The following is a 26,606-nucleotide window of genomic DNA, read 5'->3' as shown; positions in this document are numbered from 1 at the left end:
GTCTTTTTTAAACCTATATAAATTGAGCAAGAATGAATGTCCATATACACACTATGCCGAGCAGGATGAAGCTGTACTTCACAGTCTTTTGGAAGAGCTCAGATTCTTTACCTGTTTCTCCAACTGCTGCTGTAGCAATGGCGATAGATTGTGGAGAAATTAATTTCGCCATGACCCCGCCTGTTGTATTTGCTCCGATTAACAAACCTGCTTGTGAGCCGATTTGAGAAGCAGTGACCGCTTGAAGGTTACCGAATAAGGCGTTGTTACTCACGACAGATCCTGTAATAAACACCCCGATCCAGCCAAGCACTGGGCTGACAAGCGGGAACAAATCGCCTGTTTTGGCAAGTGCAAGCCCAATGGCTGAACTTAGTCCGGCGAAGTTCGCCAAGTTGGCAAATCCCATGACAAAACAAATAGTGAGAACTGGTACCCAAAGCTCTTTCACTGATGCTTTTAAGCAGGCAGCGCCTTCTTTTAATGTAATATGTCTGCTAAACAAACCTGTCAGCATCACCGCAATTAGAATGGCAGTACCTGTTGCACTGATCACATCAATTTTAAAGATCGCATCAATAGGTGTTGCTGTTTGTGCAATTGGTGGTAATTTCACAATTTGCTGATGCAAAAATGGCATTTTTACTAAAATGGTTGTCCAGTTGAGCGGGCCTCCTACAGCAAACAATACTTTAAATGCTGGTAGACTCCATACCGTAATCACGGCAGTTAAAATATAGAATGGAGACCATGCTTTCAGCACTTCAACGCCGCGATACGTTTGTTTCTGTTCAATGTCTGGTGCCCCTTCTTCACGATAAATATGTTTCGGCTGCCATTTTCGAAGAAATAAAGCCAAAATCCCCATACTTGCTAAAGCTGAAATAATATTGGCAAGCTCAGGACCCATTGTCACCATTGTGACAGCTTGCAAAATGGCATAGCTTCCACTCACAACAAGCAAGGCAGGAAGTGTTTCTTTAATCCCTTTGAATCCGTCCACAATGAGAATGAGTAGGAACGGAATACAGAATGAAATAAACGGAATCGTAAACACAAGGGTTTGAGATAATGCAAGCGGCGTCATATTGCCCATTTGCGCCCCTGTAATGACTGGGATACCCACAGCACCAAATGCGCCAGACGCAGCATTGGCAATTAAGCAGAGCATCGCAGCTTTCAGCGGTTTAAACCCAAGCTCTGTTAAGAGAGCGGCACTAATCGCAATCGGTACACCAAACCCAGCGGCTCCCTCTAAAAATGCGTTAAAACTAAAACCAATTAATAAGAGCTGAAGACGTTGATCTTGAGAGATTCCTGCAATACTAGAACGAATAACATCGAATTTACCAGATTTCACAGCAATTTTATAGAGCCACACCGCCATGATGACGATATATCCAATCGGCCACAGCCCATTAGATATACCGAGCAGCACAGCAGATAATGCTTTTTCAATTGGCATATGAAAGAAGAAAACCGCTGTTACAAAACTGACGATTAAGGTAAAACAAGCGGCTAAAACACCTTTTAACTTAAATACGGTTAATGCAAGTAGGAAAAACAAAATTGGAAGCATTGCTACCAATGCACTCACGAACTCATTACCAAACGGATTATATATTTGCTGCCACATAGTGATTCATCCTTTTCTGCTCAGATAGGTTGCTTTTGATTAAAAATGAGGAGCCAAAATCTCTTTTAACACATTCACACTGTGCGCGAATTGTTCTTTTTCTGTATCATTCAGTGCAAGCTCTATCACTTCTGTTGCGCCATTTCGATTCACAAGGGCAGGTACACCAATGTAGACATCTTCTGCTCCGTACTCTCCATCTAAGTAAGTGCTGACAGTCAAAATACTGTTTTCATTGTGCAGAATCGCTCTTGTTATGCGGGCCAAACTCATCGCTACGCCGTAGTAAGTAGCGCCTTTTTTCTCAATGATTTGATAAGCGGCATGACGGACATTTTCCATCATCTCATCTAAATCTTCTTGTTTGTATTGATCATTTTTCTTCATTAATTCTGTAATCGGTACACTTCCGATATTCGCATGACTCCAAACAGCAAGCTCTGTATCGCCATGCTCTCCAATGATGTATGCATGCACATTGTGTGCCGCTGCGTCGAAGTACTCACTAAGCATGTATCTAAATCTTGCAGTATCAAGTGTAGTTCCACTGCCAATCACTCGCTCTTTTGGCAGTCCACTGAATTTCCAAGTCGCATATGTTAAAATATCAACAGGGTTTGTGGCGACTAAGAAAATACCATCGAATCCACTTTTCATCACATTGTCTACAATGCCTTTAAATATATTTAAGTTTTTTTCAACAAGGTCAAGTCTCGTTTCACCTGGCTTTTGGTTCGCTCCAGCACAGATACACACAATGTCCGCATCCTTACAATCCTCATAATCTCCATACCATGTGTTCACCGGATGCGGAGCAAATGCTTTCCCGTGGTTTAAATCCATGACGTCACCCATTGCTTTATCTTGATTCAAATCGATGACAACCAATTCATCTGTGATCACTTGATTTATTAATGTAAAGGCATAACTGCTACCTACAAAACCTGCTCCAATAAGTGCTACTTTGTTTACTTTTTCGTTTGTCATTTATCTCATCCTCCTGAGTAAAACTAGGTTGTTTTTCGTATGTGAAGTATTTCACATTCTTATTGTGCAACACTTCACATACTTTTTCAAGGGGGTTTCTGAAAAAAAATATGTAGCGAATTTGTGAACACTCTTATTGTGCTTTCAAAGCGCTGTCTCCATGCATATTTCCACAAGAAAAAAGCTGCCAAGCCATTGTCAGCAGCTTTATACATGTTAATAAGGTCCCCAATTGATCATCACGCCGATGCAAATAAAGACAAGGCCAATGACAAACCAAATGAGCGCAAGCGGCACCATAAAACGAAGCCACTTCACATAAGGAATACCACTTGCAGCAAGCACAGCCATGAGCACACCTGACGTCGGATTGATACAGTTAACCACCCCTTCACCAAGCATCACCGCTTCTACAGCGACCTGTCTTGTGATGCCCATTAAGTCAGCCAGCGGCGCAAGAATTGGAATAAAGACAACCGCTTCTCCTGATCCTGATGAAATCAAAAAGTGAAGAAGTGCACTCGCAATATACATCCCGATCGCACCAGCAATTGGACTAAATCCTGTCAACATACTCGCCAAGCCATTAACCACAGTATCAAGCAGCTTACCGTTTTCCAAAATGACAGAAATGCAGCGTGCCATCCCAACAATGAGTGCGCCGTAAACAAGACTTTGACAGCCGATGATAAACGTTTTCGCAATATCATTGGCTGCTAATCCGCCAAGCAATCCAGCAGCAATGGCCATGAAAATGAAGACTCCTGCCATTTCCTTATCGGTCCAGCCAAGCTGAAGCGCGCCATATAAGAAGCCCCCAAGAGACAATCCACACACTGCTAAAATCAGCTTATGTCTGCCCGTAAATGCAGGCTTGTCCACAGATTCTGCATCAGATCCGCCAAGTCCCTTCGCAGGAAACCATTCATCTCCAAGAAGACTTCCCTTCTCTTTATTCTTTAGGCGTCTTGTATATAAATAGATGTACACAATACTAGATATAAGAAAACAAAGATAAATAATGACACGCAGGCCAATGCCAGAAAAAATCGGCAGCTCTGCAATCGTCTGAGATAACCCCAGTGGAGATGGAGACAATATGGTTGCGTTAAACCCGGCATAACAGCCGATATAAATGACCGCAGCTCCTGCCACAGCATCCCATTTCAAGGATCTTGCCACAATGATCCCGATTGGAATAAATCCTATAACAGAGTTCACGACAATTCCGGTCGTTCCAAGCACTGAAAATAATCCTCCAACAATACAAATAAACAATAATTGCTTAGTTTGAAATCTGCTGATGACATGGTGAATCATTCCGTTAATGGCACCTGTTTTCTCCAAAATGGCTATGGTTCCACCAGTAAATAGAATGAGAAAAATAATAGAAGAAGACCCTACCATCCCTTCCTGAATGGCTGTAAAAAAGCCCACTGGACTTACGGGTGATTGATCAATGCGGTGATAGCTGCCAGGAACAGCTGTTGTAATTTCCCCTGACGTCTTTCGGTCAAATTCACCTGCTGGCACAAAATACGTTGCAACGGTACAAATGAGCGCAATGATAAATAAGAGAACATACGCATCCGGCATTTGAAGTTTTCTTTTTTGTTTCTCTGGTGGTAATACTGCTGCTGTTTTCATGTGTCAAAACCCCTTTGTCCCGATTGGAATTTCACTTAATTTTCTGAATAATCAAATGATGTGTTATATTATAAACACTGATGATATTTAAGATCAATATTATTTCACTAAAAGAATATTTTGACAGATTTTCTGTCAGCAAGGAGGCTATTCATGACAACTTTGACAAACGACATGCAGCAAACGGTGAAAGACATCTTTGATCACCTGCACGCCCACCCTGAAATCAGCTGGGAAGAAACGAATACGACGGCTTATCTTGAGGACTTATTAAAGAAAATGGGCTGTCAAACTCGAACATTTGACGACTGTACAGGAGTGATCGGTGAAATGGGAGAAGGTTCACCAGTGGTCGCTGTGAGAGCCGATATTGATGCACTTTGGCAGGAAGTAGATGGTGAGTTTCAAGCCAATCATTCATGTGGTCACGATGCACACATGACAATGGCTCTCGGCACCTTCATGGCATTAAAAGAAAAGGAGCTCCCAAACGGCACCATCCGCTTCATTTTTCAGCCTGCTGAGGAAAAAGGCGGCGGTGCGCTGAAAATGATTGAAAAAGGTGTGCTAGCAGACGTTGATTACTTATACGGAGTGCATGTGCGCCCAATTCAAGAAACATTAAACGGACGCTGCGCACCTGCGATCTTACATGGATCGAGTAATCATTACATCGGCACAATTATTGGTGAGGAAGCCCACGGTGCACGCCCGCATCTAGGGGTCAACGTCATTGAAGTGGCTTCTACCCTCGTGCAAAGACTCGCGCATATTCATGTCGACCCAAGAGTTTCACATTCTGTGAAAATGACCAACCTACATGCTGGCGGAGGTAGTTCAAACATCATCCCCGGCAAAGCTTCTTTTACATTAGATGTCAGAGCACAAACAAATGAAGTGATGGATGAACTAGAAAAAGAAATTGAAAGAGCCGTACATGCTGTAGCAGATGCCTTTGGCGCTTCCATTACCCTTTCAACAGATCATCGTCTGCCTGCCGCTACCTTAAATGAGGAAGCCGTTCAGATGATGTCTCAAGCCATTGAAAAGATTTTAGGGAAAGAACAGCTTGATCCTCCGATCGTAACGACAGGCGGAGAGGATTTTCACTTTTATGCAGCGAAGGTTCCGCATATCAAATCCACGATGCTTGGTTTAGGCTGTGATCTAAAGCCCGGTCTACATCATCCGTATATGACATTCGACCGCTCTGCTATTTTTACCGGCATTGAAATTTTAACTGAAGCTGTTTATCAAACCCTTCAGCAGCATTCATCATAAAATCAAAAAACCACCCGTTTTTTCTTTAAACGGGTGGTCTGATTGTTTTACGCATTCAAATCTGTCATGGCTGGGACGTTGATTTCTTTAACACAGGATACCCTTGATAAATGAATCACACATCTCGCAAGCTCTACTATATCCTGTACAGGAATTCTCGTTTCATCATATAGAGCGATGGCTTTTTCGGCACCATCTTCATATGGTACCTCTGCCGCCAGCTCTCCTGGATTAATACAGGTGACAGATATTTTATCTTTTCTCACATGCTCTCTTAGTGCATTCACAATTCCGCGCAGGCCAAATTTAGATGCAACAAAAGAAACTTGCGGTAGGTTTGTATGATCAAGTCCCGCCGTTGAACCAATCACGATGATTTTTCCATTCTCCGATTTTCTTACGTGCGGAAGCAGTGCTTGGATGTAAGTAATCGTAGACGTGACGTTCACATTGATTAAATGAGCGATATCCTCTGGCTGATCGTGATCAAATGAATAATCATCTTCAAAGCCTCGTTTTTCCCATAAGCCGACGTTATAGATCAGGACATCAATGGTTTTGTCCCCCAATGCTTCGATCATGTATGGGATATGAGATTGGCTTGATAAATCAATTTTCAGCCAAATTCTATGTACACCGTTATCTAATTTCAAACTGCTCGGTTCACTTCGAGACACAATCCAAACTGTATCTCCGCTTGAAGGAAGACCTTTAACAAAAGCATCCCCTAATCCTTGACTTGCACCGAATATGATATAGTTTTTACTCATAGCTCCTCCTTCTACGTCTCATGAGCTTTCAGTCAGACAGTAGCTCATCTGTAAGCGTTTTATACCTCTATCATATAGGTTCTAAGATTTGGCTGCCTCTTTTATGCCTGTCTTTACTTTCGGTTACTTGATTTCCTTTAATTCCACTGGTAATGCGCGTTCCTCTATAAAGCATTGAACCATATCCATAAACAGTTCTTTCTTCTCAAACGTAAATGTATGTCCAATAGCGGGAACGACGACACCTGCTGCCTGCGGATGTGAATTCGTTATTTTCTTTGCTGACCGTTTCATGATGCCTTTTTCCTTTTCCCCCACTGTGACAAGAATTCGTGCCTTCGCTTGTTGAAACGTGTCTGGGAGCTTGTAATGGAGATTTTCTTGAAACATCGTCAGAAGGGTTTTCTTCTGCAAATTCTTCGAATCCGCCACATAGTGATTGAGTACATCGTTTGGAAGCCCCATTTTTTCAGCTTGGAGCTCGATAAACCAATCTTTCTTTAATAATGGATACGTAAGAGGTAAAAGAGGTCTCACCATCAAGTAAAGCCATGGCAGCGGCATTACAAGAGCACTATTGATGACGGCTATGTCTACGATGTCAGGCTCTTTTGATAACACCTCAACGGCAACCTGTGCACCTAGAGAGAAGCCAACGAGTATTACTTTATGTCCGTGCGCATGCTGCTTGATCCATGAGATGACTTCAAGAGCACTTTCTCGCATGGAAAAGGACTGTTCATCTGCTCTAGTCCCGTGACCAATGAGGTCAGGCGTATAGCATTCATACGCTTCTTTGAATGTTTTTATCTGCTCCTGCCACATCCAGCTACTTACTCCTCCGCCATGCAGGAAAATCATGATTGGCTTAACCATCATCGACAACTCGTCCACCTTCCTTATATATAAGAAAAAAGCAGCCGCTTTTTGAGCAGACTGCTTTTTCATATGCTCCCTTCTATTATAAGGGAACCTCATCATAATTGGCTATTTTTTCAAATCCTCAATCGAGTTGACGTTCTTCATATATGTCGGAACAACTAGACCCATGCGAAGACCTTTCATACTTGTGCCTAGATCATCATATTTCCCTTTAAACTTCGCTGCATACGTTTTATGCGTATTTGGCAGCCAAGCAGATAACGAGGCATCCGCACTTCCAGTTGCAATTGCTGTCCACATTGGACCTGCTTCCACCTGAGTCAAGGTCACTTTAAATCCGAGCTCACGCAGTACTTCTGCAGCAACATTGGTACTTGCAATCTCACTATCCCACGCAACGTAGGCAAGATTGACTTTGTCACCATTCGACTTTTTCACGCCTTTTGTCCATTTCGCTACTTGGTCTTTATGTTTCTTCACATATTTAACGGCGGCATCCTTTGGATTGATACCATCTTGGATATCCATCATGACTTCGCCCATATCATCTTGAGACCATTTAAACTGACCAAGCATTTTGGCTGCATCCGGCTGATCCTTTGCAAACCCTTTACGTGAAATCGTATGAATCTCTTCCGCTTCACCGTAAGATTTCTTTGGGTCCTCTAAATATTTTAAATCATATCGAGAAAACATCCAGTGTGGATTCCAGCCAGTGATGATGATTGGCTTTTTACGGTCGTAAGATTTCTTGAGCGTTGCAGTCATGGCTGCACTTGATGCAGACACAACCGTCCAATCCTCTAAGCCGTAATCCTTTTTCGCTTGATCCGTTAGCGCCATAATCCCTGAACCAGGATCAATACCGATAATGGTTTTATTCACCTGCTGTGCTGCACTCGCATTTGAGTCCGACTTTGCGCCACAAGCGGCTAGTAAAAAGACAAGCAGGGCGGTCATCCCAATGTAGATAGACTTTTTCCACATTAAGCATTCCCCCTGGTTTTTTTCGTTTTAATGTTTTGTGTAATACGGTCAAGTGTAATCGCCACAATGACAATGGCAATACCTGCTTCAAATCCAATTCCTGTTTTCAGCTGCGTTACCGCACTATATACTTCTGAACCAAGTCCTGGTGCACCTACCATTGCCGCAATGACGACCATTGATAGAGCAAGCATGATACTTTGGTTAATACCAGCTAGGATGGTTTTTGTTGCAAGTGGAAGCTGAACTTTGAACAAACGCTGGAATGTCGTTGAACCAAATGCTTCTGTTGCTTCAATTAAATCAGCTGGTACTTGTTTAATACCGAGAATCGTCATACGAATCGTTGGCGGCATAGAGAAAATAACCGATGCCACAACTCCAGGCACAACGCCAATGTTAAAGAAGAAGATGGCTGGTAATAGATAAACGAATGCAGGCATTGTCTGCATTAAATCTAAAATCGGTGTCACAATTTTACGCACAGTTTCCTTCTGTGATGCCCAAATACCGATCGGAACCCCGATTACGATGGAAATGACCACAGCTGTTAAAACGAGCGCAAGGGTTTGAAGCATTGGATGCCAGTAGCCTAAATAGTCAATCAGCAAGAATCCAATAAGTGTAAAAAGAGCAATTCCTCTTGTACTGATCCACCAAGCAATGCCGGCAAAAATAAGGGTTAAAATAATGGATGGAATCACACCAAGTACTGCCACAATTCCATTTACTGTACCTGCTAATCCATTTGTGATGCCATCAAAGAAACCGCCAAACGTTAATGTTAACCAGTCAACAAATTGATCGATGTAATCCGCGAACGGAATTCTAGGTAAATCACTCATACTAAACATCTTATTCTACCTCCTGTGCAGAAGGCTCTTGTGTTTTAATTTCCTCAAGCTTGTTAGAAGACATGTTGATATACTCATCATTACCTGATAACGCACCAATTAATGCACCTCTGACCACAATACCCTTCATTCTGTTTTTCTCATCGACAACGGCAATTGGAATGTTTGCCGCATCAGACACTGCATCAAAGATTTCTGTCAAATACGTAGATTCCAATACTGTCGTGAATTCTTTATCAAGAACAGTTTCAAGCGATGCTCCCATTTCTGCCGCCTTTTTCGCCGCTTGTGCAGAAATAACACCTAATAAATGCTTTTTCTTATCAACTGCATAGATTGACGAAATTCCAAGGTTTTTCATGAGCGTGAGCGCAACACGTGCCCCTTTGTCGAGCTGGACTGTTTCTGCACGTTTCATAATATGACCAGCGGTTAATACTTTAGAAAGGTCGACATCTTCAACGAAACGTTCAACATATTCATTCGATGGGTTCATCAAAATTTCTTCTGGTGTTCCGATTTGGACGATATTCCCGTCCTTCATGAGCACAATGCGGTCGCCAATCCGAAGCGCCTCATCTAAATCATGGGTAATGAAAATGATCGTTTTTCCTACAGATGTGTGAAGCTCAAGCAATTCATCCTGCATGTCTTTACGAATTAATGGATCGAGTGCGCTGAATGCTTCATCCATTAATAAGATGTCAGGGTCATTTGCTAATGCACGTGCCAATCCAACACGCTGCTGCATCCCACCACTTAATTGGTTTGGATATTGCTCTTCAAAGCCTTCAAGTCCAACAAGCTTTAAAGATTCAAGCGCTTTTGAGTGGCGCTCTTCTTTGTCTACACCTTGTAATTCAAGACCATACTCTGTGTTCTCAAGAATGGTGCGGTGCGGGAACAATGCGAAGTTTTGGAAGACCATGCTGATCTTTTTCCGTCTGACTTCACGCAATTGATCCTTTGACATATTTGTTATCATATCCCCATCAATATATATTTCGCCGGAGGTTGGTTCGATTAACCTATTTAGCAGCCGCACAAGTGTGGACTTTCCGCTCCCTGATAGCCCCATGATGACAAATATCTCGCCGTCATACACATCAAAATTTGCTCGATTGACACCAACTGTTGCGCCGGTCTCTTTTAGGATCTCTCTTTTTGTTTTTCCTTTTTCAAGCATTTGAGTTGCTTTTTTAGCATTTTTACCGAAAATTTTAGATACATTATTTATCTTGATTTTGATATTTCTCTCTTCAGAATTCATATTTTCCCTCCAAATTAGCATCTTTATAACCGTAACATAAGCGTTATGATGCGAACAATCTTTAGAATTCGCTTATTTCCGCACAATATGTATGAATTCCATATAAGAGGTCTGGTGATTAGAGTTTATACGCCGTATTACTCGTAAATCCTATAGAATGCTTCATAAACAACATATTTTACGGGGTATTTCCTCTCATCAGACAATATTTTACTTGAAATTCCTAATTGTGCTAAAAAATAACTCAAATCCTCACCATAGCGGACTTTTTCAAACATGGGTGAACCATTCCCCTGAACAGGATTTACCCGAAAATGGTCACATAGAAACCTTTTTCATTCAAATTTTAATTAAAATATTAAAAAACTGCCTGCAACTTTAGTTACAGACAGCTTATTTTTTAGGACTCTAGTGCAGCTCGCTTAATATTATCTTGCAATTCAAGCATACGCTTTGTTCCATCTTCGCGTAATCGTTTGTTTTCTTCTTCGATCTGTTTTGTCTCTTTCATCCCTTGTACAATCGTATTAAAGGAAGATTCGATCGTTTCAATGTCGATACTTGGACGTCCAGACAATTTGGCAATCTCTACACTTTGGCTTGAGATGTTTTCAGCATTTCGTTTCAGCATTTCATTTGTTCTTCTATCCAGCTCACTCATTGAATCAGCCACAAGCTTTTGTCTTTTCGCTGTCACAGCTTGAATGATGCCATTTTTAAAGATCGGAATCGTGATAATGAACGCTGAGTTGATTTTACCGATTAGTTTCGTATTCCCACGCTGCAGCAAACGAATTTGCGGTGCTGTTTGAAGAGCCACCATCCGTGCCATATCAAGGTCATATACACGCTCTTCCAACGCTTGAATGCCGTTACGAAGTGTATCAAGCTCCATTTGTGCGAGCTGGTTTCCACTAACTGCTTTTTCTTCATAAGAAGGAACCAATTGCTTTAATTCCTCGATTTTCATTTGACCTGCAACGACATACTTTTCAAGCTCCATATAGTATTGAATGTTATGCTCATACATTTCTTCAAGCGTCACAGTCGATTTGGTCATTTCATCTTTATATTTACTGATTTCCACATTAATTTTTTCAATCTCTGCACCGAGCGTTTGATATTTACTGAAAATCTTTTCAATCATGCTGCCGCCGCGTTTAAAGATTTTTGACAGTAAACCACCCTTTGGCTCGTCAAAATCATTTTTATCAAAACGATCCATAATTTTTCCAAGCTGCGTCAGCATCGTTCCTGAGTCAGTGACACTAGTTGAACGCATCATCGAAAGAATACGATCAGAGAACTTAGAGATTTCAACGGCCGGCTGTTTTCCGTATTCAAGCAGCTCCAGCTGATTTTTCGCATCGATCTGTCTCGCAATATTTTGCACTTCTGGTTCATTTCGAAGCTGAACGCGAATATCGTCTGCCTTCTCAATGGAGATTTCCTCTTTATCAATTGAAATGATGTCATTTCCGTTTGTATTTGTCATAAGCTTTGATCTCCTTATCGGTTTTTAATGGATTGAAATAATTTTCTAACGATGGACGGCTCTTTAAACTCCTGGTTCATAACCATCTCATCAAGCCAATGGGTATCAAATAATTGGTCATCTATATACCGCTCAATACACTGGTATCCCGCCGGATGATACACGAAGAGATCCACACCCATTTCATTTAGAAAAATCAGGGCAGCCGCATCAGAACGAGTCAGCTCACCATTATATTCCGTATGATATAAAATCACTTTCGGTACGGTTTGTGCATAATCAAAGGTTTGAATGAGTTCAATGAGCTCCTGGCCGATATGCAGTACCTGTTTGAATAAATAAATACGGACATCTAATTCAGTCTCATTGCCTTCTTTTAATAGCTTCGGATGCTGACAGATTCGAGATATCGCCTCTGCTATCGCACGCTGCGTCCCCTCATATAGATGAGAAAACTGCCACACGTTGCTTTTCATTAATAATTCAGGATCAATCTCTCCAGCAGACGAAAGGGCATGCTGATAATGAAATTGATAATTCGAAGACACTTCTTTCGTAAAAGGAAAATGGCGAATGGTCTTCGTCTCTTTCCATTCCATTAACGTGTGGATACGATCCCAGTATTCACGCTTGTCTCGTGTGACTCCCATCATTTTCGCAAAGAGGTTCGGAATCTGTATCGTGTCGCGGTCTGCTTGAAAATTAGGGCGGATAAAGGAACGTTCCTTTGCAATTAAAAACAGCTCATCATACGTTGTCTTCAGCGTAATAGAATGAGGAGTATGATCTCTGAATTGCCAAGGCTTATACAGCATTGAATCTTCCGTGTGGAGCACCTCTTCAAGCTCTCTTGTCGAGCGGTACGCCACCGTTGACTTCCTCTCAGGCTTTTCAGTAGGGAACGGTTCCAGCTTTGAAGTCCCCGGATACTGATCAATAAAAGTCAGCTTTTCTTCTGGATCTAGTTCGCGGAACGAATCCTCGCCCTCTGGATGAAATAGCACAACATCACAGCCAATCAGCATGACATAGTAAAGAAAATAAAGCTGACTTTTATTCGCCTCTCCATACCAAATGACAGCCGGCATTTTTTCTTCTATATTGACTTCCTTCAGCCATGGACCTAGATGATTATTTGAAAACTTCACTACATCCAGGAGTACCCGGCGGAAATCAGGATGCTGAAATCCCCCTTCATGCAGCTGTTTGAAATGCTCAAACACCTTGATCAATGAAAGGCGGATATGCCGGTTCATCACAGGGTTTGGATGGCGTACAATCAGCTGTTCACCATCTAAGAAAGCCACAAAGCGATTCACAGATAATCCCTTTTCTTCTTGGTTAATCAAATGAATGCGTTGAAGCGCTTGAAAATGCTCTGGCTCAATATGACGATTGAGCGTTTCACTTAAAATGTGAACGCCATCTGTTTCATATAATTCATGTAAATAAATAAAATAATCGGTTGCATCATGCGGAGTTCCAAGGACCCGGGCGGCGAGACGCGGCAAGGACAATGTATGCTCGTCCTTTACATAACCGTCTCTTTCAGGGAGCGGCTTTTTCAGCACGTTTTTCCAGGCTTCCTGCTCCGCCCGTGTTTGGTTAACATTGATTTCTTTATAACTCACGCCGCTCCTTCCTTTCTCCTATATTTTCTCGAAAGCTACTACTATCATATCATTCACCCTTCTACTTCTGCTATCGAATCGAAGGCTTTTTTGCGGTCGTCATCTGGTTCATGACACAAGCGGTGATTTCATCTGCTGCTGCCATGCCAGATGCTGCTGTCGGCTCGAGCAATGGATCAAAGTCGAGCACTTCTCCATGCATTGGGGCAAAGCCCATATCTGCCTGACGAATGAGACCTGCATCTAAGAGGGAATCACCCGCACCGTATACATATTCAAGCTCCAGCCGCTCCTTTAGAAAAGCAACAGCATCCCACTTATTGAGCGGTGACGGAATAAAGTAAAGCTTCCGTCCTTGTAGAGACACCTGCCAGCCTCTCTCCTCGCCCCACTGCTTCAATTCAGCAAGTGGAATGCGAGACAGATACTCATCTTTCATAATCAAATAAAGAAATCTTCCCTCGGCTGTCCGGGTACGCTTCACCCATGCGGCAACTGGAAGTTCGGAGATGGCTCTTAGCATCTCTCTGACTGACATACACGCTTTGAGCCTCTCATCAACGATGACCTGCCAATTCTCAAGCGGCTTGCCGTGATGAAGGATACAGCCCCCATTTGTCGTGATGGCATACTCCGGTTTGAGCTCTTGCTGAAAGAAGGTGATCCGTTCATACTGAGCGGTCGTTCTTGTCGTCACTGGAATGAACCAGCCTAACTGATGAATCATCTGCAAAGACTTCTTCGTTTCAACCGACATATAGGAAAGCGGACGTTCATCCAGCATCTCAACTAAATCATAATCTCCTTCATACTCATACTGATCCAGCACTCGGTGTGAGTAAATCAGTGTCCGGTCTAAATCGCTGGCAAACGCACTTGTCTTCATGACGTCTGCTCCAGCGGACGAATGAGTCCACAGCACGTATAGGACATATTGGCATATTCAATGACAGGAACGCCTCTGTCCTCTGCCAAAAGCAAAATATGCTTTAGCTTCTCCTGAGACCCAGGCTGAATCAAGATTTTCCAAGGGATTCTTCTCAGCAGCACACGAGTCGTCTCACCAACACCTGGCTTAATCAAATGGGTGTTTTCAATTTGAAACTCCTGACCGATCGCTTCAATGGACGCCATCCCTCGCCAATCCGCAGGCATTCCGTGCGCGAGGATGGTTTCTGCTTTCTCTTCTACATTTGGTTCGAGGCTAGAAAATGCTTCTTCGATTGTATCCACATACAGATTGGACACATCCTCTTCAAGAAGCTCTTCATAATATTTTGCCCCATGGAAATCATCGGCATTGATCCAGCGGTTGTTTAGTACCGTACGACTAACAAGTCCAGATACAGTCGAATTCAGACAAGCACTAGGAATGAGAAAATCCTCTCTCGTTCCGTAGACATGTGTACAATAGCCAGGATCGGCGAGTACAGCCAGTTCACTAGAAAGACGAATACCGTATTTTCTTTCAAAATCAATCACCGCTTTTTGGAGCTCTCTCGAAATCGCACCTTTTCCGGTCCATCCATCAATAAAGGCAATCTCATAGCCCGGATGCTCCTTGAGCATATAATGCAGCGCATTCTCATCTATTCCTCGATCACGAATAATCGAGATGCTGTAATGAGGCAGTTCAAGACCATACGTCTTTCGAATATATCGTTTGATAAGTACCCCGATCGGCGTTCCCGCTCTAGCCAAACTGCAAAGCACCGTTTGGAAGCCTCGCTTTTTCACAATCTGTTCTGCTACAACAGCTACTGCTTCTGCTACCTTCTCCTTACTTTCTTTCAGAGATTCATAGAATAAATCCATATAAGATTCCGTTGGTTTATATTCAATCGGCAGCATTTCTGAATAATGCGCACCACTCTGAATCGAACGTTCCCGCTCCTCTGTACTTTTCTCCATCTCAATGGATGATAAATCTTTGAGTAAGAAGGTTACATCCTGTTCTGGATAGCTTCCCATCTTTGTATACACATTAGCCATTCACCTTCACCTCGTCTGATAAAGTCACAATATGCACATGCTTCACATGCCGCTCGGCAAATAAATGAACAAGCGGAAGCAATGCCTCCTGAGAGACCTTTTTCTCAAAGAAGAGAAATACATCATCGTATTGACCTTTTGGTATGTTGTACACGTAATGCTGGATTCGAGCATCCTCTGGACTCACAAAGGTGAACCCGTTTTGAACAGCGTATCCATCCTTTTCAACTGGATGAATTGGGCTTCTCGTCGTTGAATGAAAGAGAACACCCTCTCCCATATGTGCAGCCACTCTCATCGGCACATACATCAGCTCACCTGTTCCTAAACAAAGTGTCTGCTTTCCTTTGCGTTCCTTCTTTAGTTTCAGTCCAGCCTCTGCAGCTGCTTGGTCGATGGCTGCCGTATCTGCTGCGTTTAAACCAAAACGACCCGTTTCATGTATATATGGCGAATGACCAGCCGAATTGGTTGCATGAGAACGTGCATATGGCTCTTGCTGAAAGAAAGATTGAAGGGAGTGAACAGAGAGACTTGGCAGATCCTTTTGCTCAGCTATCTCATACGAATAAGCTGGTTCATCCAGCGTTTTGCCTCGAAAAACCATTTGCCCTTTTAATAAAGACAATGAGGTGATGTGAATACCAAGCTCCTTTTCAAGCTCACACATGGCTTTCTCGTGCTCCTCTGTCCGCCAGTCTAAAATAGAAAGAATCGTGTAAGAATGCCGTGGGTGCTTTGCATGAAGGTCCCGAATGATATTGATATTCGTACGACCTGTCGTGACTTCATCATCTACTAGCACGATGGGACGGTTTGTGCGAAGTAATGCTTCGTCTGCATAACAAAGCTGATCCGTTGCATGCGAATGCTCTTCTTCAAATACCAATGAAGGATCAAGATCCAGCAGCTGTTCACGTGTCGTATGAATGTAAGATGCTCCTTCTAATACGTCATACACACCGTGGCCAAGAGCTGTGGCTGTTTCTGCAAAGCCGATCACGATCGGCTGTTTTCCTGTTGAAAGCTTCTCTTTTTTGAGCGCTTCGTAGGCTTTAGTTAATACCGTGTGGTCATCCGTCTTGAGTGCTTCTACTAAAAGCTCTTGATGCGGAGACGTCTTGCCTGTTTGCTCTTTGGCATACGCCATGGCTAAAAGTCCCGAGACAAGGAGCGGTTTTACTGGATGAACAGGAATGTGCTTACCGAGCACCTTACTAACGAATAAAAAGGCTCTTTTTTTGTTCACCCTTGCTGCCATGTCAAAAAGATGCTCTTTTTCTAGCTGAAGCGCACCTTCTTTGAGAACAAGCTCAACTTCCATATGTTCCAAGATGCTCAGCGTATGCGGCTTCTGCTTCTGTGAGTATGTCGATATAGCTTCTATTTTCATGAAACACCCCGTAAATATCTGACTTCATTAAAATGTGCTCTGCCCACCGGTAATGCGGCTTCGTTTCATTCATTTTATTAGAGAAGGTACTCTTCATTACGCCAACTGTGCCGTCTGCATGTTCCAGAATGCTTAATGCATCCATATACTCTTCCTTCGTCACAACATACATGCTTTGAACCGGCTTGAGATGTGTTGGATGAATGACCGTCTTTCCATGAATGCCGTTAGCCACATCGAGTTTTGTCTCCTTGAGTAAACCTTGTACGTCATCAAATTCAGATGAAGACGATTCGCCACTCTTATGAGAAAGTGCCCGGATGAATGGTTTTTGTTCCTTTCGTGCAGGGCCAAAATGCTCCCACACAGCACCTGATACCACAAAGGAACGGCCAAAATAATTGATGATATCTGTGATCAGATCAGCAATCAAATTAATTTCATAAATGGTCGTGTCACGATCACGGCGAATCCCGTACAAACCGCAAAGATCTGTTGCCCCAATGCGAATATTCAAAATATATTCCTCGTCATTCAGCAAGATCTGCTTTAACTCTGACAACACCGTATATCTTGTTTCTTTTTCTAGTAAATCAGGTGTTTCCAAAATGGGCATCCCATAAAGTGTTGTCTGCGTTTGGGACGATGCCTGTTTCAGACTGTCCAAATAATCCTTCGCATTATGAACCGAGTACTTCGGGAACACAAAACCGGTAAGTAATTGAAGAGAGGAACCGAGCAAGTCTGCCATTTTGAGCAGCTGTTTCGGCGAACGAACGCGAATAAATATAAGAGGCAAATGTTCAGCCGTTTCAGGCGCATGCGTGACTTTCTCTTTGAGACTGGCCAGTTGTGCCACTAGATTCTGTTCAGCCATGTCCACTTCTTGATCACCGATGGCATCCTCCAAGCAAAATACAACAGAGCAAAGCGCTTCATATTTCTGCGACAGCAGCATATCTGCTATATCTTGTCTTGTCGCAGGCATATACAAAGTAGCACCTAATGCATGCGCAAGTACATGCCTCGGTGTCAGTGAATGCATCGCCCCCGGCCGCTTGAAAAAAAGATCGTGCTGCCTCGCCTCTGATAAAAAACGAAAATACCGCATGCTGTGCCACCTCCTGTTGTTTAGAGAAAATCAATAACCTGATGATTCAAAAAAGATGGAGCCGCTAGTCAACTCCATTACTTTTTGATCGTCCTATTCTATTCTTCTTTTGAAGCCGCAGCTTCGTTTGTCACATCTTGATGTTTCTTCTTATTGATTTTATGAACAATAAACGTTCCGATAAACGCTAGAATAATAATCGCAAAGAATGCAAGATGCGGAATTTCAATATGTGCAGCACTTAAGCCCATTTTGATAGCAATAATCCCGATGAGAATAAACGCGGTATTCTCAAGCTCTGGGATACGGTCAATGAGGACAAGGAATAACTGTGCCACTGTACGCATCATGAGAATGCCAAGCATTCCGCCTAATAGAAGAATCCATACTTCCTCAGATACAGCGAATGCCGCAAGAATACTGTCCACCGAGAAGGCAAGGTCCATAATTTCCACAGAAATAACGGTTGCCCAGAACACGCCAAATACGCGAATCATCCAGCCTTCTTTTTTCAATTCCTTCGCTTCGTCATCGCCGTCACCTAACCAGAAGTGCTTAATGACAAGCCATGCTAAATATGCAGCTCCGAGAACCTTAATCCACCAGAACTTAATAAGCAGCATCCCCACGCCAATGAATAGAAAACGGAAGAAATAAGCGCCAATTAATCCGTAGGTTAATGCCTTTTTACGCTGCTTTTCTGGTAAATGTTTCACCATGACAGCTAATACAAGTGCGTTATCTGCTGATAACAATCCTTCAAGCACAACAAGGGTCCCAATGAGCCCCCAAGAGACAGGGTTTGTTAATACCTCTGCCCACATATGCCAATCAAAAAACGAGGCATACGTGTCCAACATATGTTTCAAAATGTCCAACTGGTTTTCCTCCTATAAGTGTAGAAGCATCAGCAGGCTTTCGCCTGCTGTTATTCTTGATCGCTGTTTCTTTCTCACTTTGGAAAAGGCCCTCATATGAGTCATTGGCAGCGCCTCTTGAATTTTGTTTCTCTCGTTTATACTTCTAACCCATAATTTTGACAAAGAGCTGCAAGTCCGCCAGAGAATCCGCTTCCGATCGCGTTAAACTTCCAATCGCTTTCGTGTCGGTACAATTCACACACTACGACAGCCGTTTCAATTGAGAAGTCTTCCCCTAAATCGAAGCGAATCAATTCTTCCCCGCCCTCTTCATTTACAACACGAACAAACGCATTTGAGACTTGTCCAAAATTCTGGCTGCGCGTCTCTGCATCATGAATCGTCACTGTAATTCCGATACGATCAATGTTAGCAGGAATTTTTGAGAAATCAACGAGAATTTGCTCGTCATCTCCATCTCCTTCACCCGTCCGGTTATCACCTGTATGAGTGACACTGCCGCTTGGGTGCTGAAGGTTATTATAGAAAACAAAATCTGTGTCTTGCTGACAACGATTGTTTGCATCCACTAAGAATGCCGAAGCGTCCAAATCAAATTCGGCTCCGCCAGAATATTTATTCGTATCCCAGCCAAGACCGATCATCACTTTCGTCAGTCCTGGGTTGGTTTTTGTTAAATCGACACGTTGTCCTTTTGAAAGCTGAATCGCCATATTCGTATCTCTCCTGTCTCCTGAAAATATGAAAACGGGTCGTTACCCGATATCTAAACCGAAGTCTGTTGCAATGCGGGCAAGTCCGCCTTGATAGCCCGATCCAACAGCCGAGAATTTCCATTCTCCGCCATGACGGTATAATTCACCTACAATAATCGCTGTTTCAATTGAAAAGTCCTCCGCCAAATCATAGCGAATGAGCTCTTCATTTGATGCTGCATTTAAAATGCGCACATATGCGTTCGTGACTTGTCCGAAATTTTGACTGCGCGCTTCTGCATCATGAATCGTGATGACAAATGAAATCTTCTCAATACTCGCTGGTACAGCTGATAAGTCGATGTTGACCTGCTCGTCATCTCCGTCGCCTTCACCAGTGCGGTTATCGCCTGTATGAACGACACTGCCGCCACCGCCAGTTGTTTGATTGTAAAAGACAAAATCAGATGGTGAGCTTGCCTTACCTGCCGCATCTAAAAGAAATACACTTGCGTCTAGATCAAAGTCTTGTCCGCCGTCATACTTATTGACATCCCAGCCAAGACCTACGACCACTTTTGTTAAACCTGGATTTGTTTTTGTTAAATCAATTTTTTGACCTTTCGCTAAAGAAATTCCCACTAGGAACCTCTCCCTTCTAATTAAATGTAGTTTCTCGTAATATCGGCAAGCTTCGCATCATTTGTACCGTCCCCAACAGCCGCAAACTTCCACTCATTCTCGTGACGATAAAGCTCTCCGACGATTAATGATGTTTTCCCTGCATACTCATCTTTTAAATTATATTTCACTAATTCTTGATTGTTTGAACGATCCACGATGCGAATGTACGCATTTTGAATCATACCAAAGTGTTGATTTCTTCTTAGTGCATCATAGATGTTCACAACAAACACCAATTTATTCACATTGCCCGGCACCTTGCTCAAGTTGACGAGGACTTGTTCATCATCTCCGTCTCCTTCACCAGTCAGGTTGTCACCTGTATGCTCGACACTGCCGCATTTGCTTTTCAAGTTGCCAAAATAAATCAAATCTTTATTTTCCGTAAACTTATCATTTTTCAGCATGAGCACTGAAGCATCACAATCAATATCAGCGCCGCCTCCGCCGCCAAACAGCTTTCCTAAAAATCCGCCGCCTTGTGATACAGGGTCCCAGCCAAGTCCAACTAGGATATTCGTTAGTCCTGCCTTCCCTTTTGTTAAATCAATACGTTGACCTTTTTCTAATGTAATCGCCAAATCAATCACTCCTCCAGCATAATAAAAATCTATTTATTAAGCGATGGACCCTATTAAAATCATCATACATGAAAATTCGACAAAATTCATGAAATGACATTGGAGCCTCTTACTCTTTTTTCTATTTACTAGTATATACGATCTACGTTCAAGATAGGTTTCAAACAGATGATATTTTTTTAACGAAAGATCCATGTTGAAAATGGTTCATGTCGTAAATGAAGTGTTTCATGTGAAACATTGTCGAAAATTCTTGTCCACAGCTCTTGCTGATAAATAGTGTATTGATGTGGTTTCATATGTTGATATAGAAAAGATAAAGCATGAGATCAAAGGATAAACCCTTTCGTTTCCTTCCATCCGTGGATTTCTTTATACTTATATCCAACGTATTATCGAAAGGATGTTGATGATGCCATCACTTCACATATTAGATCAAGTCGCTATTCCTAAAGGTCAGACAGCGCAAGAGACATTGATTCACACAACGCAGCTGGCTCAGCTTGCGGAAACGCTTGGGTATGAGCGTTATTGGTTTGCTGAACACCACAGCACAAGAGGGCTCGCTAGTACAGCACCTGAAATATTAATGGCACATATTGCTGCTCATACATCGACCTTACGTACCGGGTCTGGCGGCATTTTACTTCCGCAGTACAGCCCCTTGAAAGTAGCAGAGGTCACGCGGCAGCTTGAGGCTCTGTATCCTGGACGAATTGAAATCGGTGTCGGTAAATCTCCGGGCGGGATTGAAAGGACGAGACTGGCTTTGACAGACGGCGTGCATAAAGACCTGTCTCAGTTTGACCGCCAGCTGAAGGATCTTCTATTTTACTTATCAGACAGCCTGCCTTCTGGGCACCCGCATGCAGGGGTCAAGGCTTCTCCGCTTGTTGATGCTCGTCCTCCAGTTTGGCTGCTTGGTCTAGGAGAAAATAGCGCCATGCAGGCAGCGGAACTTGGGATCAACTATATTTTTGGTCACTTTATCCACCCTGCACGTGGCAAACAAGCATTTGAGACGTATCGGTCTCACTTTTCTCCATCTGTCTTTTCCACCCAGCCGCACGCTATGTTTGCCGTGTTTGTCATTTGTGGTGAAACCGATGAAGAGGCCGAACGGATCGCCAGCAGTACAGATTTATGGCTGCTGCGTGTTGAAAAAGGACTAGACAGCCGCGTACCTTCTATAGAAGAAGCCAGTACCTATCACTACACCTCGCAGGAAAAGAAAAAAGTGTTACTAAACCGCCAGCGGATGATCGTCGGCTCAAAGGCAACGGTGAAAGAGCAATTACTTAGCTTGATGGACCGCTATCAAACGGATGACATCATGATTTTAAACAATTCATTTGATCCGATCGAAAAACAGCGCTCCTTCAAACGAATTGCCGAATTATTTTGAAGACAAAGGGCTAAAATAAAATCATTTTAGCCCTTTGTCAACGATCTGAAATGGGAAATGTAACATCAAGATGTCAAAATCCTTCCGCCTGTCATCTGATCGCAAATGTGTCTTCTAATCGTTAGCGAACTGTAAACGCATAAGGGGTGTACCTTTTATATAGTAGAGGTACATATGAAAGACACGTTTACGACGCTAGAAGGAAGGAGATGACAGGCCATGAATAAGAGACTCGAATGGGTCGATGCAGCTAAGGGGATTGGTATTCTGCTCGTAGTCATGGCACATGTGCCCATTCCAGATCCGCTCAAGCAATTCATTTACTCTTTTCATATGCCGCTTTTCTTTTTACTATCAGGCATGATGTTTCGATCATCCTCACGCCCTGCTCTGTCATTTATTCAGAAGAAAGCCAAGAGCTTACTCTTGCCCTATCTCTATTTCTCCATCATTACGTATGTTTTCTGGTTCACCGTTACTCGTTTTTTTGCCTTTAAGGGACAAACGGATATTGACCCTTTCGTTCCGTTTACAGGTATTTTTATATCCAATGCAGATGAAGCTAGACTCACGCATAACCCAGCCATCTGGTTTTTAACGACGCTCTTTTTAGTGGAAATGATCTTTTTCTTTATGCACCGTCTGACAAAAGGGAAACCTGCTGTCTTGATCTTACTGACCGTCCTTTGCGGAGGTGCTGGATATGCCTCAACCTTGCTTTTAGACCAAAGTCTGCCGTGGAATGCCAATGTCGCCTTGACGGCTGTTGTGTTTTATTCAATCGGATTTTTGACAAAGCAATGGTTTGTGGAATTAAAAACAGACCCAACCCTTCTTCTTTGTACAGGTCTGCTTGTACTGACGGCTTATATGCAAAGCTTTAATTCGCGGATTGATATGCGCGTGAATGACTATGGTGATCTTTTTCTTTTCTATGCATGTGCGTTGCTCGGTTCAGCTGCTGTGATTTATTTAAGTTTCAAATTCAAAACGTCCCCTATTTTGACGTATCTCGGTCGAAATTCCATTGTTATTCTTGTCTTGCAGTTTGCCGGCATCGATATCATGAAAGCATTTGTTTATTATGGACTTGGTATCAATATTGCAGATACAGCGCAGCTCTCTTGGACTCTCTTTTACACGATTGGGACATTGCTGCTTATGGTGCCGTGTATCTCCTTCCTGAGCAAGTACCCGATGCTGCTCGGCAAACCAGCCAAAGCCGCACACCGCTACGAACAAAAAACATCCGCCGGCTGATCGGGCAGATGTTTTTTGGATTAATCATTGATTTGAGAAGGGTAAAGCGTCATTCCTCCATCTACAAATAAAGTGGTGCCTGTGATATACGAAGCTTCCTTAGATACGAGAAATGCAGCAGCGGACCCAATCTCCTTCGGTTCGCCAAATGCTCTCATCGGAATCTTTTCAAGCTGCTTTTGTTTTTTCTGTTCATCCTGCAAATCATCATTTGATTCGGTCGCCATTGTACCTGGTGCAATTGCATTGATCCGAATCCCTGCTTCTGCATAATCAAGAGCCAGCGTTTTTGTCATCATGTTCATTCCGCCTTTGGAAGTGGAATAGTGAACATTGAACGGGCGCGGTATTTCCTGATGGACACTGGATATATTTAAAATAGACCCTTTGATGTCATGCTCCATCATATAGGCAATTGCGACCTTTGCCCCTAAAAAGGCGCCTGTGATATTGACATCAATGACTTTTTGCCATTGCTTGAGCGTCATCTCATGCGGCATCGCTTCTTCACCATTAAAGCCTGAATTATTGACGAACACATCGACTGTTCCGAAATGCTCCAGTGCTGTATCCATGATGGATTGAATTCCTTCCTCTTTGGAGACATCTGCGTGTACTTTCACCGCCCTACCTCCGCGCTGCTGAATGGCTTGGACCGTTTCTTCAGCACCCTCTTCATCACCTTTATAGTTCACAACCACATTCATCTGCTCTTGTCCAAATCGTAATGCGATGGCTTGTCCGATTCCTTTTGAAGAACCTGTGACAATGGCTGTTTTCCCTTTTAAATCTTGATACATCTGTATTTCCTCCTATCACGTGCTTCATCTTGTTGATACACAATGGTTACCCATTTTGAAAAAAAGAAAAACACAATCCTCTACAATCGTTGACTAAGAGGATTGTGCTGTTCATCAAGCTAAAAGGTGTTATAGACATTTTCACAAGTTTCAGCGGTTGGCTGATAAAAGCAATGAGACTTATACCTTGCCACAAACGGCTGATTGTACCATGTCGGTGGACAATTACCAGGCGGCTTAAAATACCAAAGGCTGAATTTTGCTGGCCAAAATCGTTCTCCGTTAATATTCCTCCGTGCAAGTGTTTTTTCTGTTTCTCGTGCTCGTTGATAAAAATAACCATGCGTGACTGCTTCAAATGCATGCTCCTGATAAATCATTTGTGGAATCGTACGCAGCCCTTTAAAGTCAGAGCAGTTGGCACGCAACCGGTTGATGCCCACATTTCCTACAAGCAGCATCCCTTGCTTCCCTTCACCTTCTGCCTCCGCTCTCAGCAGTCTGGCCATGAGGTCAATATCAGAGCTTGTCGCTCTTACCACTGCCATACATCCACCTCCATTCGTTTCTCTTTTATTTTATGTAGGGTTTCTGTGTAGATGACTGCCATTTTGAAGGGAAAAGACACATTCCGTGTCGAGAGCCTGTCTAAACACCTCAACATTTTGCTGGACATGTGTCTCTCTGCCAACAACACACAAACCTAGTGATCATGCACATTACAGGAAAAAATATTCATTACTATAGACTCACTTACAAGTCATAAAAATCCTTCTAATTGCGACACCAGCATCAAAAACAGTCATTTGAACCTATTCAACAATCCGACTCAAAACCTTAAAATATAAAATATTGAGTTTTTACAGGAGACATCAAATCATATTTTACAAGTTTCTCCTTTCAACTTAGTGTCATTTTTACTACTTGAAGCTGTGCGACCTTAGAAACGCACTGAAGTATTGACAGTACTTCCGCTTCATTCTACAGTAAAAAACATACAGTATTTTTCTTTTTGTGCAAAAAGAATGATATGAACTAAAGCTTTTCAATAAAATTCATCATAAACCCGAGGAGGAAAACACGTCATGTTTAAAAAGAAATTATCCCTGTTTCTTCTGATCTTATGTGTCACTGTTGTCGCTGCTGCTTGTAGTGGTGGAAAAGAAAAGTCAGCTGCAAAGGAAAAAGATACAAAATCTCTTGATGCAGCAGAGGTAAAGGTAGAAAGTGCTGAGTACACATTACCACCTCAATACGATACATCTGTACAGGATGATCAGTATGTACTAAAAGTGAACGTATCTGTAAAAAATATCAGCAAAGAGCCTCTAAATGTTGATAAAAGCAACTTTACGCTTTACCAAGATGACTCACAGGTGTCTACGATCTCTCCAGATGACTACAATGAAGTATTATCTTCAAGCTCTCTAAATGCAGACAAAGTATCAAAAGGCGGTCTTTTCTTTGTTGTTGATAAAGACAAAGACTATCAGCTTGTGTACAATGAGCCAGGTAGTGGTTCTAAAAAAGATGACAAAACACTAGAATTCGATATTAAAGGTAAAGACTTAATGAAAAAAGCAGATACACTTCAAGCATCTGCAAAAGCTCTTTCTTCTTATATTGATGTGATGATTTTCGGTAAGAATAACGACGAGTTCGAAAAACTAACAGGTGATAACAAATCAACTGTAGTCAACCAATTTGATAAATCATTCAAACAAGGCTACATCACGTCATCAGGTATTTCTTCTAGCTCAGCGAAGGACGAAAACCTTGATAAGCTTCTAAAAGCTGTGAAAGAAACATTAGCTGAAAAATCAAAAGTATCAACAAAAACAAAAGCGATCAGTGGTGATAAAGCTGTTGTGACTGTAACTCTTACACCAATTGATGCAAGCCCGCTTGTCGATCGTTTAAAAGAAAAAGCGACTGAGTTCTACAGCAAAAACCGTTCAGCTTCTTACGATGAAGCTCAAAAATACCTACTCTCGATCTACCCAGAAGAGTTCAAAAAATTAGGACCATCATCTTCTGAAGAAACAGTAGAAGTCAACATGAAGAAAAATGACATCGACCAATGGAAACTTGATTTGAACGATTACAAAACAAGCTCATTAGTTGAAAAGTTCATCAAGAACTAATAAAAAACCCCCGATGCCGGGGTTTTTTGTTATGATTTATAATCTAGTTTGGCGAACGTGAACCCCCTCTATCATAAAAAACCAGAATATAGTCAAGTTACCTTACCCTTGACAACATTTCTTTCTATAATCAGTGTTCCATTTCTTTAGCTTGATCCCTATGAGATATTCAATCCTGATTATTATTTTTTGTACTTAAGATTTTTTTTCTGCTTATTTG

At 42.4% G+C, this 26,606-nt stretch carries 24 protein-coding genes; 4 read left to right on the top strand and 20 right to left on the bottom strand.

The genetic code is table 11. The features are described from left to right. Nucleotides 1-13: 13 nt before the first annotated feature. From NSQ36_RS01780 to NSQ36_RS01770, 3 genes are all read right to left on the bottom strand, one after another. The gene (locus NSQ36_RS01780) at nt 14-1,636 is read right to left on the bottom strand and encodes an L-lactate permease (protein ID WP_339206578.1); all 1,623 of its coding nucleotides are present in this window, start codon (nt 1,634-1,636) and stop codon (nt 14-16) included. A gap of 39 nt (nt 1,637-1,675) precedes the next feature. Next, complete coding sequence (locus NSQ36_RS01775; protein ID WP_003217251.1) at nt 1,676-2,623, bottom strand: L-lactate dehydrogenase; 948 nt, start codon at nt 2,621-2,623, stop codon at nt 1,676-1,678. Between the two features lie 216 nt (nt 2,624-2,839). Beyond that, entirely contained in the window at nt 2,840-4,270 is a 1,431-nt protein-coding gene (locus NSQ36_RS01770; protein WP_003217247.1) for a YfcC family protein, read from the bottom strand. Nucleotides 4,271-4,423: 153 nt separating this feature from the next. On the opposite strand from NSQ36_RS01770, the gene NSQ36_RS01765 reads away from it, so the two are divergent. Beyond that, complete coding sequence (locus NSQ36_RS01765; RefSeq protein WP_050943291.1) at nt 4,424-5,551, top strand: M20 peptidase aminoacylase family protein; 1,128 nt, start codon at nt 4,424-4,426, stop codon at nt 5,549-5,551. A 47-nt stretch (nt 5,552-5,598) separates the two neighbouring features. Here NSQ36_RS01765 and NSQ36_RS01760 read toward each other — a convergent pair whose 3' ends face one another. The 15 genes from NSQ36_RS01760 to NSQ36_RS01690 form a co-directional block, all read right to left on the bottom strand. Then, on the bottom strand, nt 5,599-6,321 hold the full coding sequence (locus tag NSQ36_RS01760; RefSeq protein ID WP_137055221.1) for an SDR family oxidoreductase: 723 nt from the start codon (nt 6,319-6,321) through the stop codon (nt 5,599-5,601). A gap of 123 nt (nt 6,322-6,444) precedes the next feature. Further along, on the bottom strand, nt 6,445-7,269 hold the full coding sequence (locus NSQ36_RS01755; RefSeq protein ID WP_003217161.1) for an alpha/beta hydrolase: 825 nt from the start codon (nt 7,267-7,269) through the stop codon (nt 6,445-6,447). Between the two features lie 39 nt (nt 7,270-7,308). Continuing rightward, nucleotides 7,309-8,190, bottom strand: coding sequence for a glycine betaine ABC transporter substrate-binding protein (locus NSQ36_RS01750; RefSeq protein ID WP_339206576.1), 882 nt, complete (start codon nt 8,188-8,190; stop codon nt 7,309-7,311). Continuing rightward, the gene (gene opuAB, locus NSQ36_RS01745; RefSeq protein ID WP_034620780.1) at nt 8,190-9,035 is read right to left on the bottom strand and encodes a glycine/proline betaine ABC transporter permease subunit OpuAB; all 846 of its coding nucleotides are present in this window, start codon (nt 9,033-9,035) and stop codon (nt 8,190-8,192) included. Before opuAB ends, NSQ36_RS01750 begins: the two co-directional genes overlap by 1 nt. 10 nt (nt 9,036-9,045) lie before the next feature. Further along, a complete protein-coding gene (opuAA, locus tag NSQ36_RS01740; protein ID WP_003216978.1) occupies nt 9,046-10,314 on the bottom strand; it encodes a glycine/proline betaine ABC transporter ATP-binding protein OpuAA in 1,269 nt (422 codons plus the stop codon). Nucleotides 10,315-10,714: 400 nt separating this feature from the next. After that, on the bottom strand, nt 10,715-11,809 hold the full coding sequence (locus tag NSQ36_RS01735) for a toxic anion resistance protein (protein WP_251191166.1): 1,095 nt from the start codon (nt 11,807-11,809) through the stop codon (nt 10,715-10,717). A 14-nt stretch (nt 11,810-11,823) separates the two neighbouring features. Then, nucleotides 11,824-13,440 carry a YceG family protein gene (locus tag NSQ36_RS01730; protein WP_003217097.1) on the bottom strand — a complete coding sequence of 539 codons (1,617 nt, stop codon included), beginning with the start codon at nt 13,438-13,440 and terminating at the stop codon, nt 11,824-11,826. Nucleotides 13,441-13,510: 70 nt separating this feature from the next. Then, nucleotides 13,511-14,326, bottom strand: a complete 816-nt coding sequence (locus tag NSQ36_RS01725; protein WP_251191167.1) for an HAD family hydrolase — start codon at nt 14,324-14,326, stop codon at nt 13,511-13,513. Beyond that, nucleotides 14,323-15,432, bottom strand: a complete 1,110-nt coding sequence (locus tag NSQ36_RS01720; protein ID WP_106029646.1) for a cysteine protease StiP family protein — start codon at nt 15,430-15,432, stop codon at nt 14,323-14,325. Before NSQ36_RS01720 ends, NSQ36_RS01725 begins: the two co-directional genes overlap by 4 nt. After that, entirely contained in the window at nt 15,425-16,756 is a 1,332-nt protein-coding gene (locus NSQ36_RS01715) for a phosphoribosyltransferase family protein (RefSeq protein WP_251191234.1), read from the bottom strand. Before NSQ36_RS01715 ends, NSQ36_RS01720 begins: the two co-directional genes overlap by 8 nt. After that, on the bottom strand, nt 16,746-17,936 hold the full coding sequence (locus NSQ36_RS01710; RefSeq protein WP_106029648.1) for an HpcH/HpaI aldolase/citrate lyase family protein: 1,191 nt from the start codon (nt 17,934-17,936) through the stop codon (nt 16,746-16,748). The genes NSQ36_RS01715 and NSQ36_RS01710 overlap by 11 nt, the downstream gene beginning before the upstream one ends. 98 nt (nt 17,937-18,034) lie before the next feature. After that, nucleotides 18,035-18,814 carry a TerC family protein gene (locus tag NSQ36_RS01705; RefSeq protein ID WP_012008834.1) on the bottom strand — a complete coding sequence of 260 codons (780 nt, stop codon included), beginning with the start codon at nt 18,812-18,814 and terminating at the stop codon, nt 18,035-18,037. A 137-nt stretch (nt 18,815-18,951) separates the two neighbouring features. Beyond that, a complete protein-coding gene (locus NSQ36_RS01700) occupies nt 18,952-19,530 on the bottom strand; it encodes a TerD family protein (protein ID WP_003216935.1) in 579 nt (192 codons plus the stop codon). A 42-nt stretch (nt 19,531-19,572) separates the two neighbouring features. Next, nucleotides 19,573-20,154 (bottom strand): TerD family protein, encoded by a 582-nt coding sequence (locus tag NSQ36_RS01695; RefSeq protein WP_003217119.1) that lies wholly within the window; start codon nt 20,152-20,154, stop codon nt 19,573-19,575. Nucleotides 20,155-20,174: 20 nt separating this feature from the next. Continuing rightward, entirely contained in the window at nt 20,175-20,777 is a 603-nt protein-coding gene (locus NSQ36_RS01690) for a TerD family protein (protein ID WP_044139240.1), read from the bottom strand. Between the two features lie 412 nt (nt 20,778-21,189). On the opposite strand from NSQ36_RS01690, the gene NSQ36_RS01685 reads away from it, so the two are divergent. Together NSQ36_RS01685 and NSQ36_RS01680 are read left to right on the top strand one after the other, a co-directional pair. Continuing rightward, nucleotides 21,190-22,182, top strand: a complete 993-nt coding sequence (locus NSQ36_RS01685; RefSeq protein ID WP_310427431.1) for an LLM class flavin-dependent oxidoreductase — start codon at nt 21,190-21,192, stop codon at nt 22,180-22,182. 219 nt (nt 22,183-22,401) lie between these two features. Beyond that, nucleotides 22,402-23,442 (top strand): acyltransferase family protein, encoded by a 1,041-nt coding sequence (locus NSQ36_RS01680; protein ID WP_310427429.1) that lies wholly within the window; start codon nt 22,402-22,404, stop codon nt 23,440-23,442. A 20-nt stretch (nt 23,443-23,462) separates the two neighbouring features. On the opposite strand, the gene NSQ36_RS01675 is transcribed toward NSQ36_RS01680, so the two are convergent. After that, nucleotides 23,463-24,242, bottom strand: coding sequence for a glucose 1-dehydrogenase (locus NSQ36_RS01675; protein ID WP_335365101.1), 780 nt, complete (start codon nt 24,240-24,242; stop codon nt 23,463-23,465). A gap of 119 nt (nt 24,243-24,361) precedes the next feature. Next, a complete protein-coding gene (locus NSQ36_RS01670; RefSeq protein WP_003217242.1) occupies nt 24,362-24,790 on the bottom strand; it encodes a cell wall hydrolase in 429 nt (142 codons plus the stop codon). A gap of 537 nt (nt 24,791-25,327) precedes the next feature. Between NSQ36_RS01670 and NSQ36_RS01665 the strand changes: the two genes are divergently transcribed. Further along, on the top strand, nt 25,328-26,386 hold the full coding sequence (locus tag NSQ36_RS01665) for a DUF4352 domain-containing protein (RefSeq protein ID WP_003217128.1): 1,059 nt from the start codon (nt 25,328-25,330) through the stop codon (nt 26,384-26,386). Nucleotides 26,387-26,606: the final 220 nt, after the last annotated feature.

It is taken from the genome of Bacillus sp. FSL W8-1143 (assembly GCF_037965155.1).
Lineage (GTDB): Bacteria > Bacillota > Bacilli > Bacillales > Bacillaceae > Bacillus > Bacillus pumilus.
The sequence above is the reverse complement of the archived record's forward strand: the minus strand, read 5'-3'. Positions and strand labels throughout refer to the sequence as shown.

Excerpts from the sequence above, each read along its gene's own strand:
- NSQ36_RS01715 (WP_251191234.1), bottom strand. The coding sequence starts at position 16,756 with ATGGAAGTTGAGCTTGTTCTCAAAGAAGGTGCGCTTCAGCTAGAAAAA.
- NSQ36_RS01750 (WP_339206576.1), bottom strand. The coding sequence starts at position 8,190 with ATGTGGAAAAAGTCTATCTACATTGGGATGACCGCCCTGCTTGTCTTT.
- NSQ36_RS01685 (WP_310427431.1), top strand. The coding sequence starts at position 21,190 with ATGCCATCACTTCACATATTAGATCAAGTCGCTATTCCTAAAGGTCAG.
- NSQ36_RS01700 (WP_003216935.1), bottom strand. The coding sequence starts at position 19,530 with ATGGCGATTCAGCTTTCAAAAGGACAACGTGTCGATTTAACAAAAACC.
- opuAB (WP_034620780.1), bottom strand. The coding sequence starts at position 9,035 with ATGAGTGATTTACCTAGAATTCCGTTCGCGGATTACATCGATCAATTT.
- NSQ36_RS01780 (WP_339206578.1), bottom strand. The coding sequence starts at position 1,636 with ATGTGGCAGCAAATATATAATCCGTTTGGTAATGAGTTCGTGAGTGCA.
- NSQ36_RS01675 (WP_335365101.1), bottom strand. The coding sequence starts at position 24,242 with ATGTATCAAGATTTAAAAGGGAAAACAGCCATTGTCACAGGTTCTTCA.
- NSQ36_RS01680 (WP_310427429.1), top strand. The coding sequence starts at position 22,402 with ATGAATAAGAGACTCGAATGGGTCGATGCAGCTAAGGGGATTGGTATT.
- NSQ36_RS01770 (WP_003217247.1), bottom strand. The coding sequence starts at position 4,270 with ATGAAAACAGCAGCAGTATTACCACCAGAGAAACAAAAAAGAAAACTT.
- NSQ36_RS01710 (WP_106029648.1), bottom strand. The coding sequence starts at position 17,936 with ATGCGGTATTTTCGTTTTTTATCAGAGGCGAGGCAGCACGATCTTTTT.
- opuAA (WP_003216978.1), bottom strand. The coding sequence starts at position 10,314 with ATGAATTCTGAAGAGAGAAATATCAAAATCAAGATAAATAATGTATCT.
- NSQ36_RS01720 (WP_106029646.1), bottom strand. The coding sequence starts at position 15,432 with ATGGCTAATGTGTATACAAAGATGGGAAGCTATCCAGAACAGGATGTA.
- NSQ36_RS01760 (WP_137055221.1), bottom strand. The coding sequence starts at position 6,321 with ATGAGTAAAAACTATATCATATTCGGTGCAAGTCAAGGATTAGGGGAT.
- NSQ36_RS01665 (WP_003217128.1), top strand. The coding sequence starts at position 25,328 with ATGTTTAAAAAGAAATTATCCCTGTTTCTTCTGATCTTATGTGTCACT.
- NSQ36_RS01775 (WP_003217251.1), bottom strand. The coding sequence starts at position 2,623 with ATGACAAACGAAAAAGTAAACAAAGTAGCACTTATTGGAGCAGGTTTT.
- NSQ36_RS01755 (WP_003217161.1), bottom strand. The coding sequence starts at position 7,269 with ATGAAAAAGCAGTCTGCTCAAAAAGCGGCTGCTTTTTTCTTATATATA.
- NSQ36_RS01670 (WP_003217242.1), bottom strand. The coding sequence starts at position 24,790 with ATGGCAGTGGTAAGAGCGACAAGCTCTGATATTGACCTCATGGCCAGA.
- NSQ36_RS01765 (WP_050943291.1), top strand. The coding sequence starts at position 4,424 with ATGACAACTTTGACAAACGACATGCAGCAAACGGTGAAAGACATCTTT.
- NSQ36_RS01735 (WP_251191166.1), bottom strand. The coding sequence starts at position 11,809 with ATGACAAATACAAACGGAAATGACATCATTTCAATTGATAAAGAGGAA.
- NSQ36_RS01725 (WP_251191167.1), bottom strand. The coding sequence starts at position 14,326 with ATGAAGACAAGTGCGTTTGCCAGCGATTTAGACCGGACACTGATTTAC.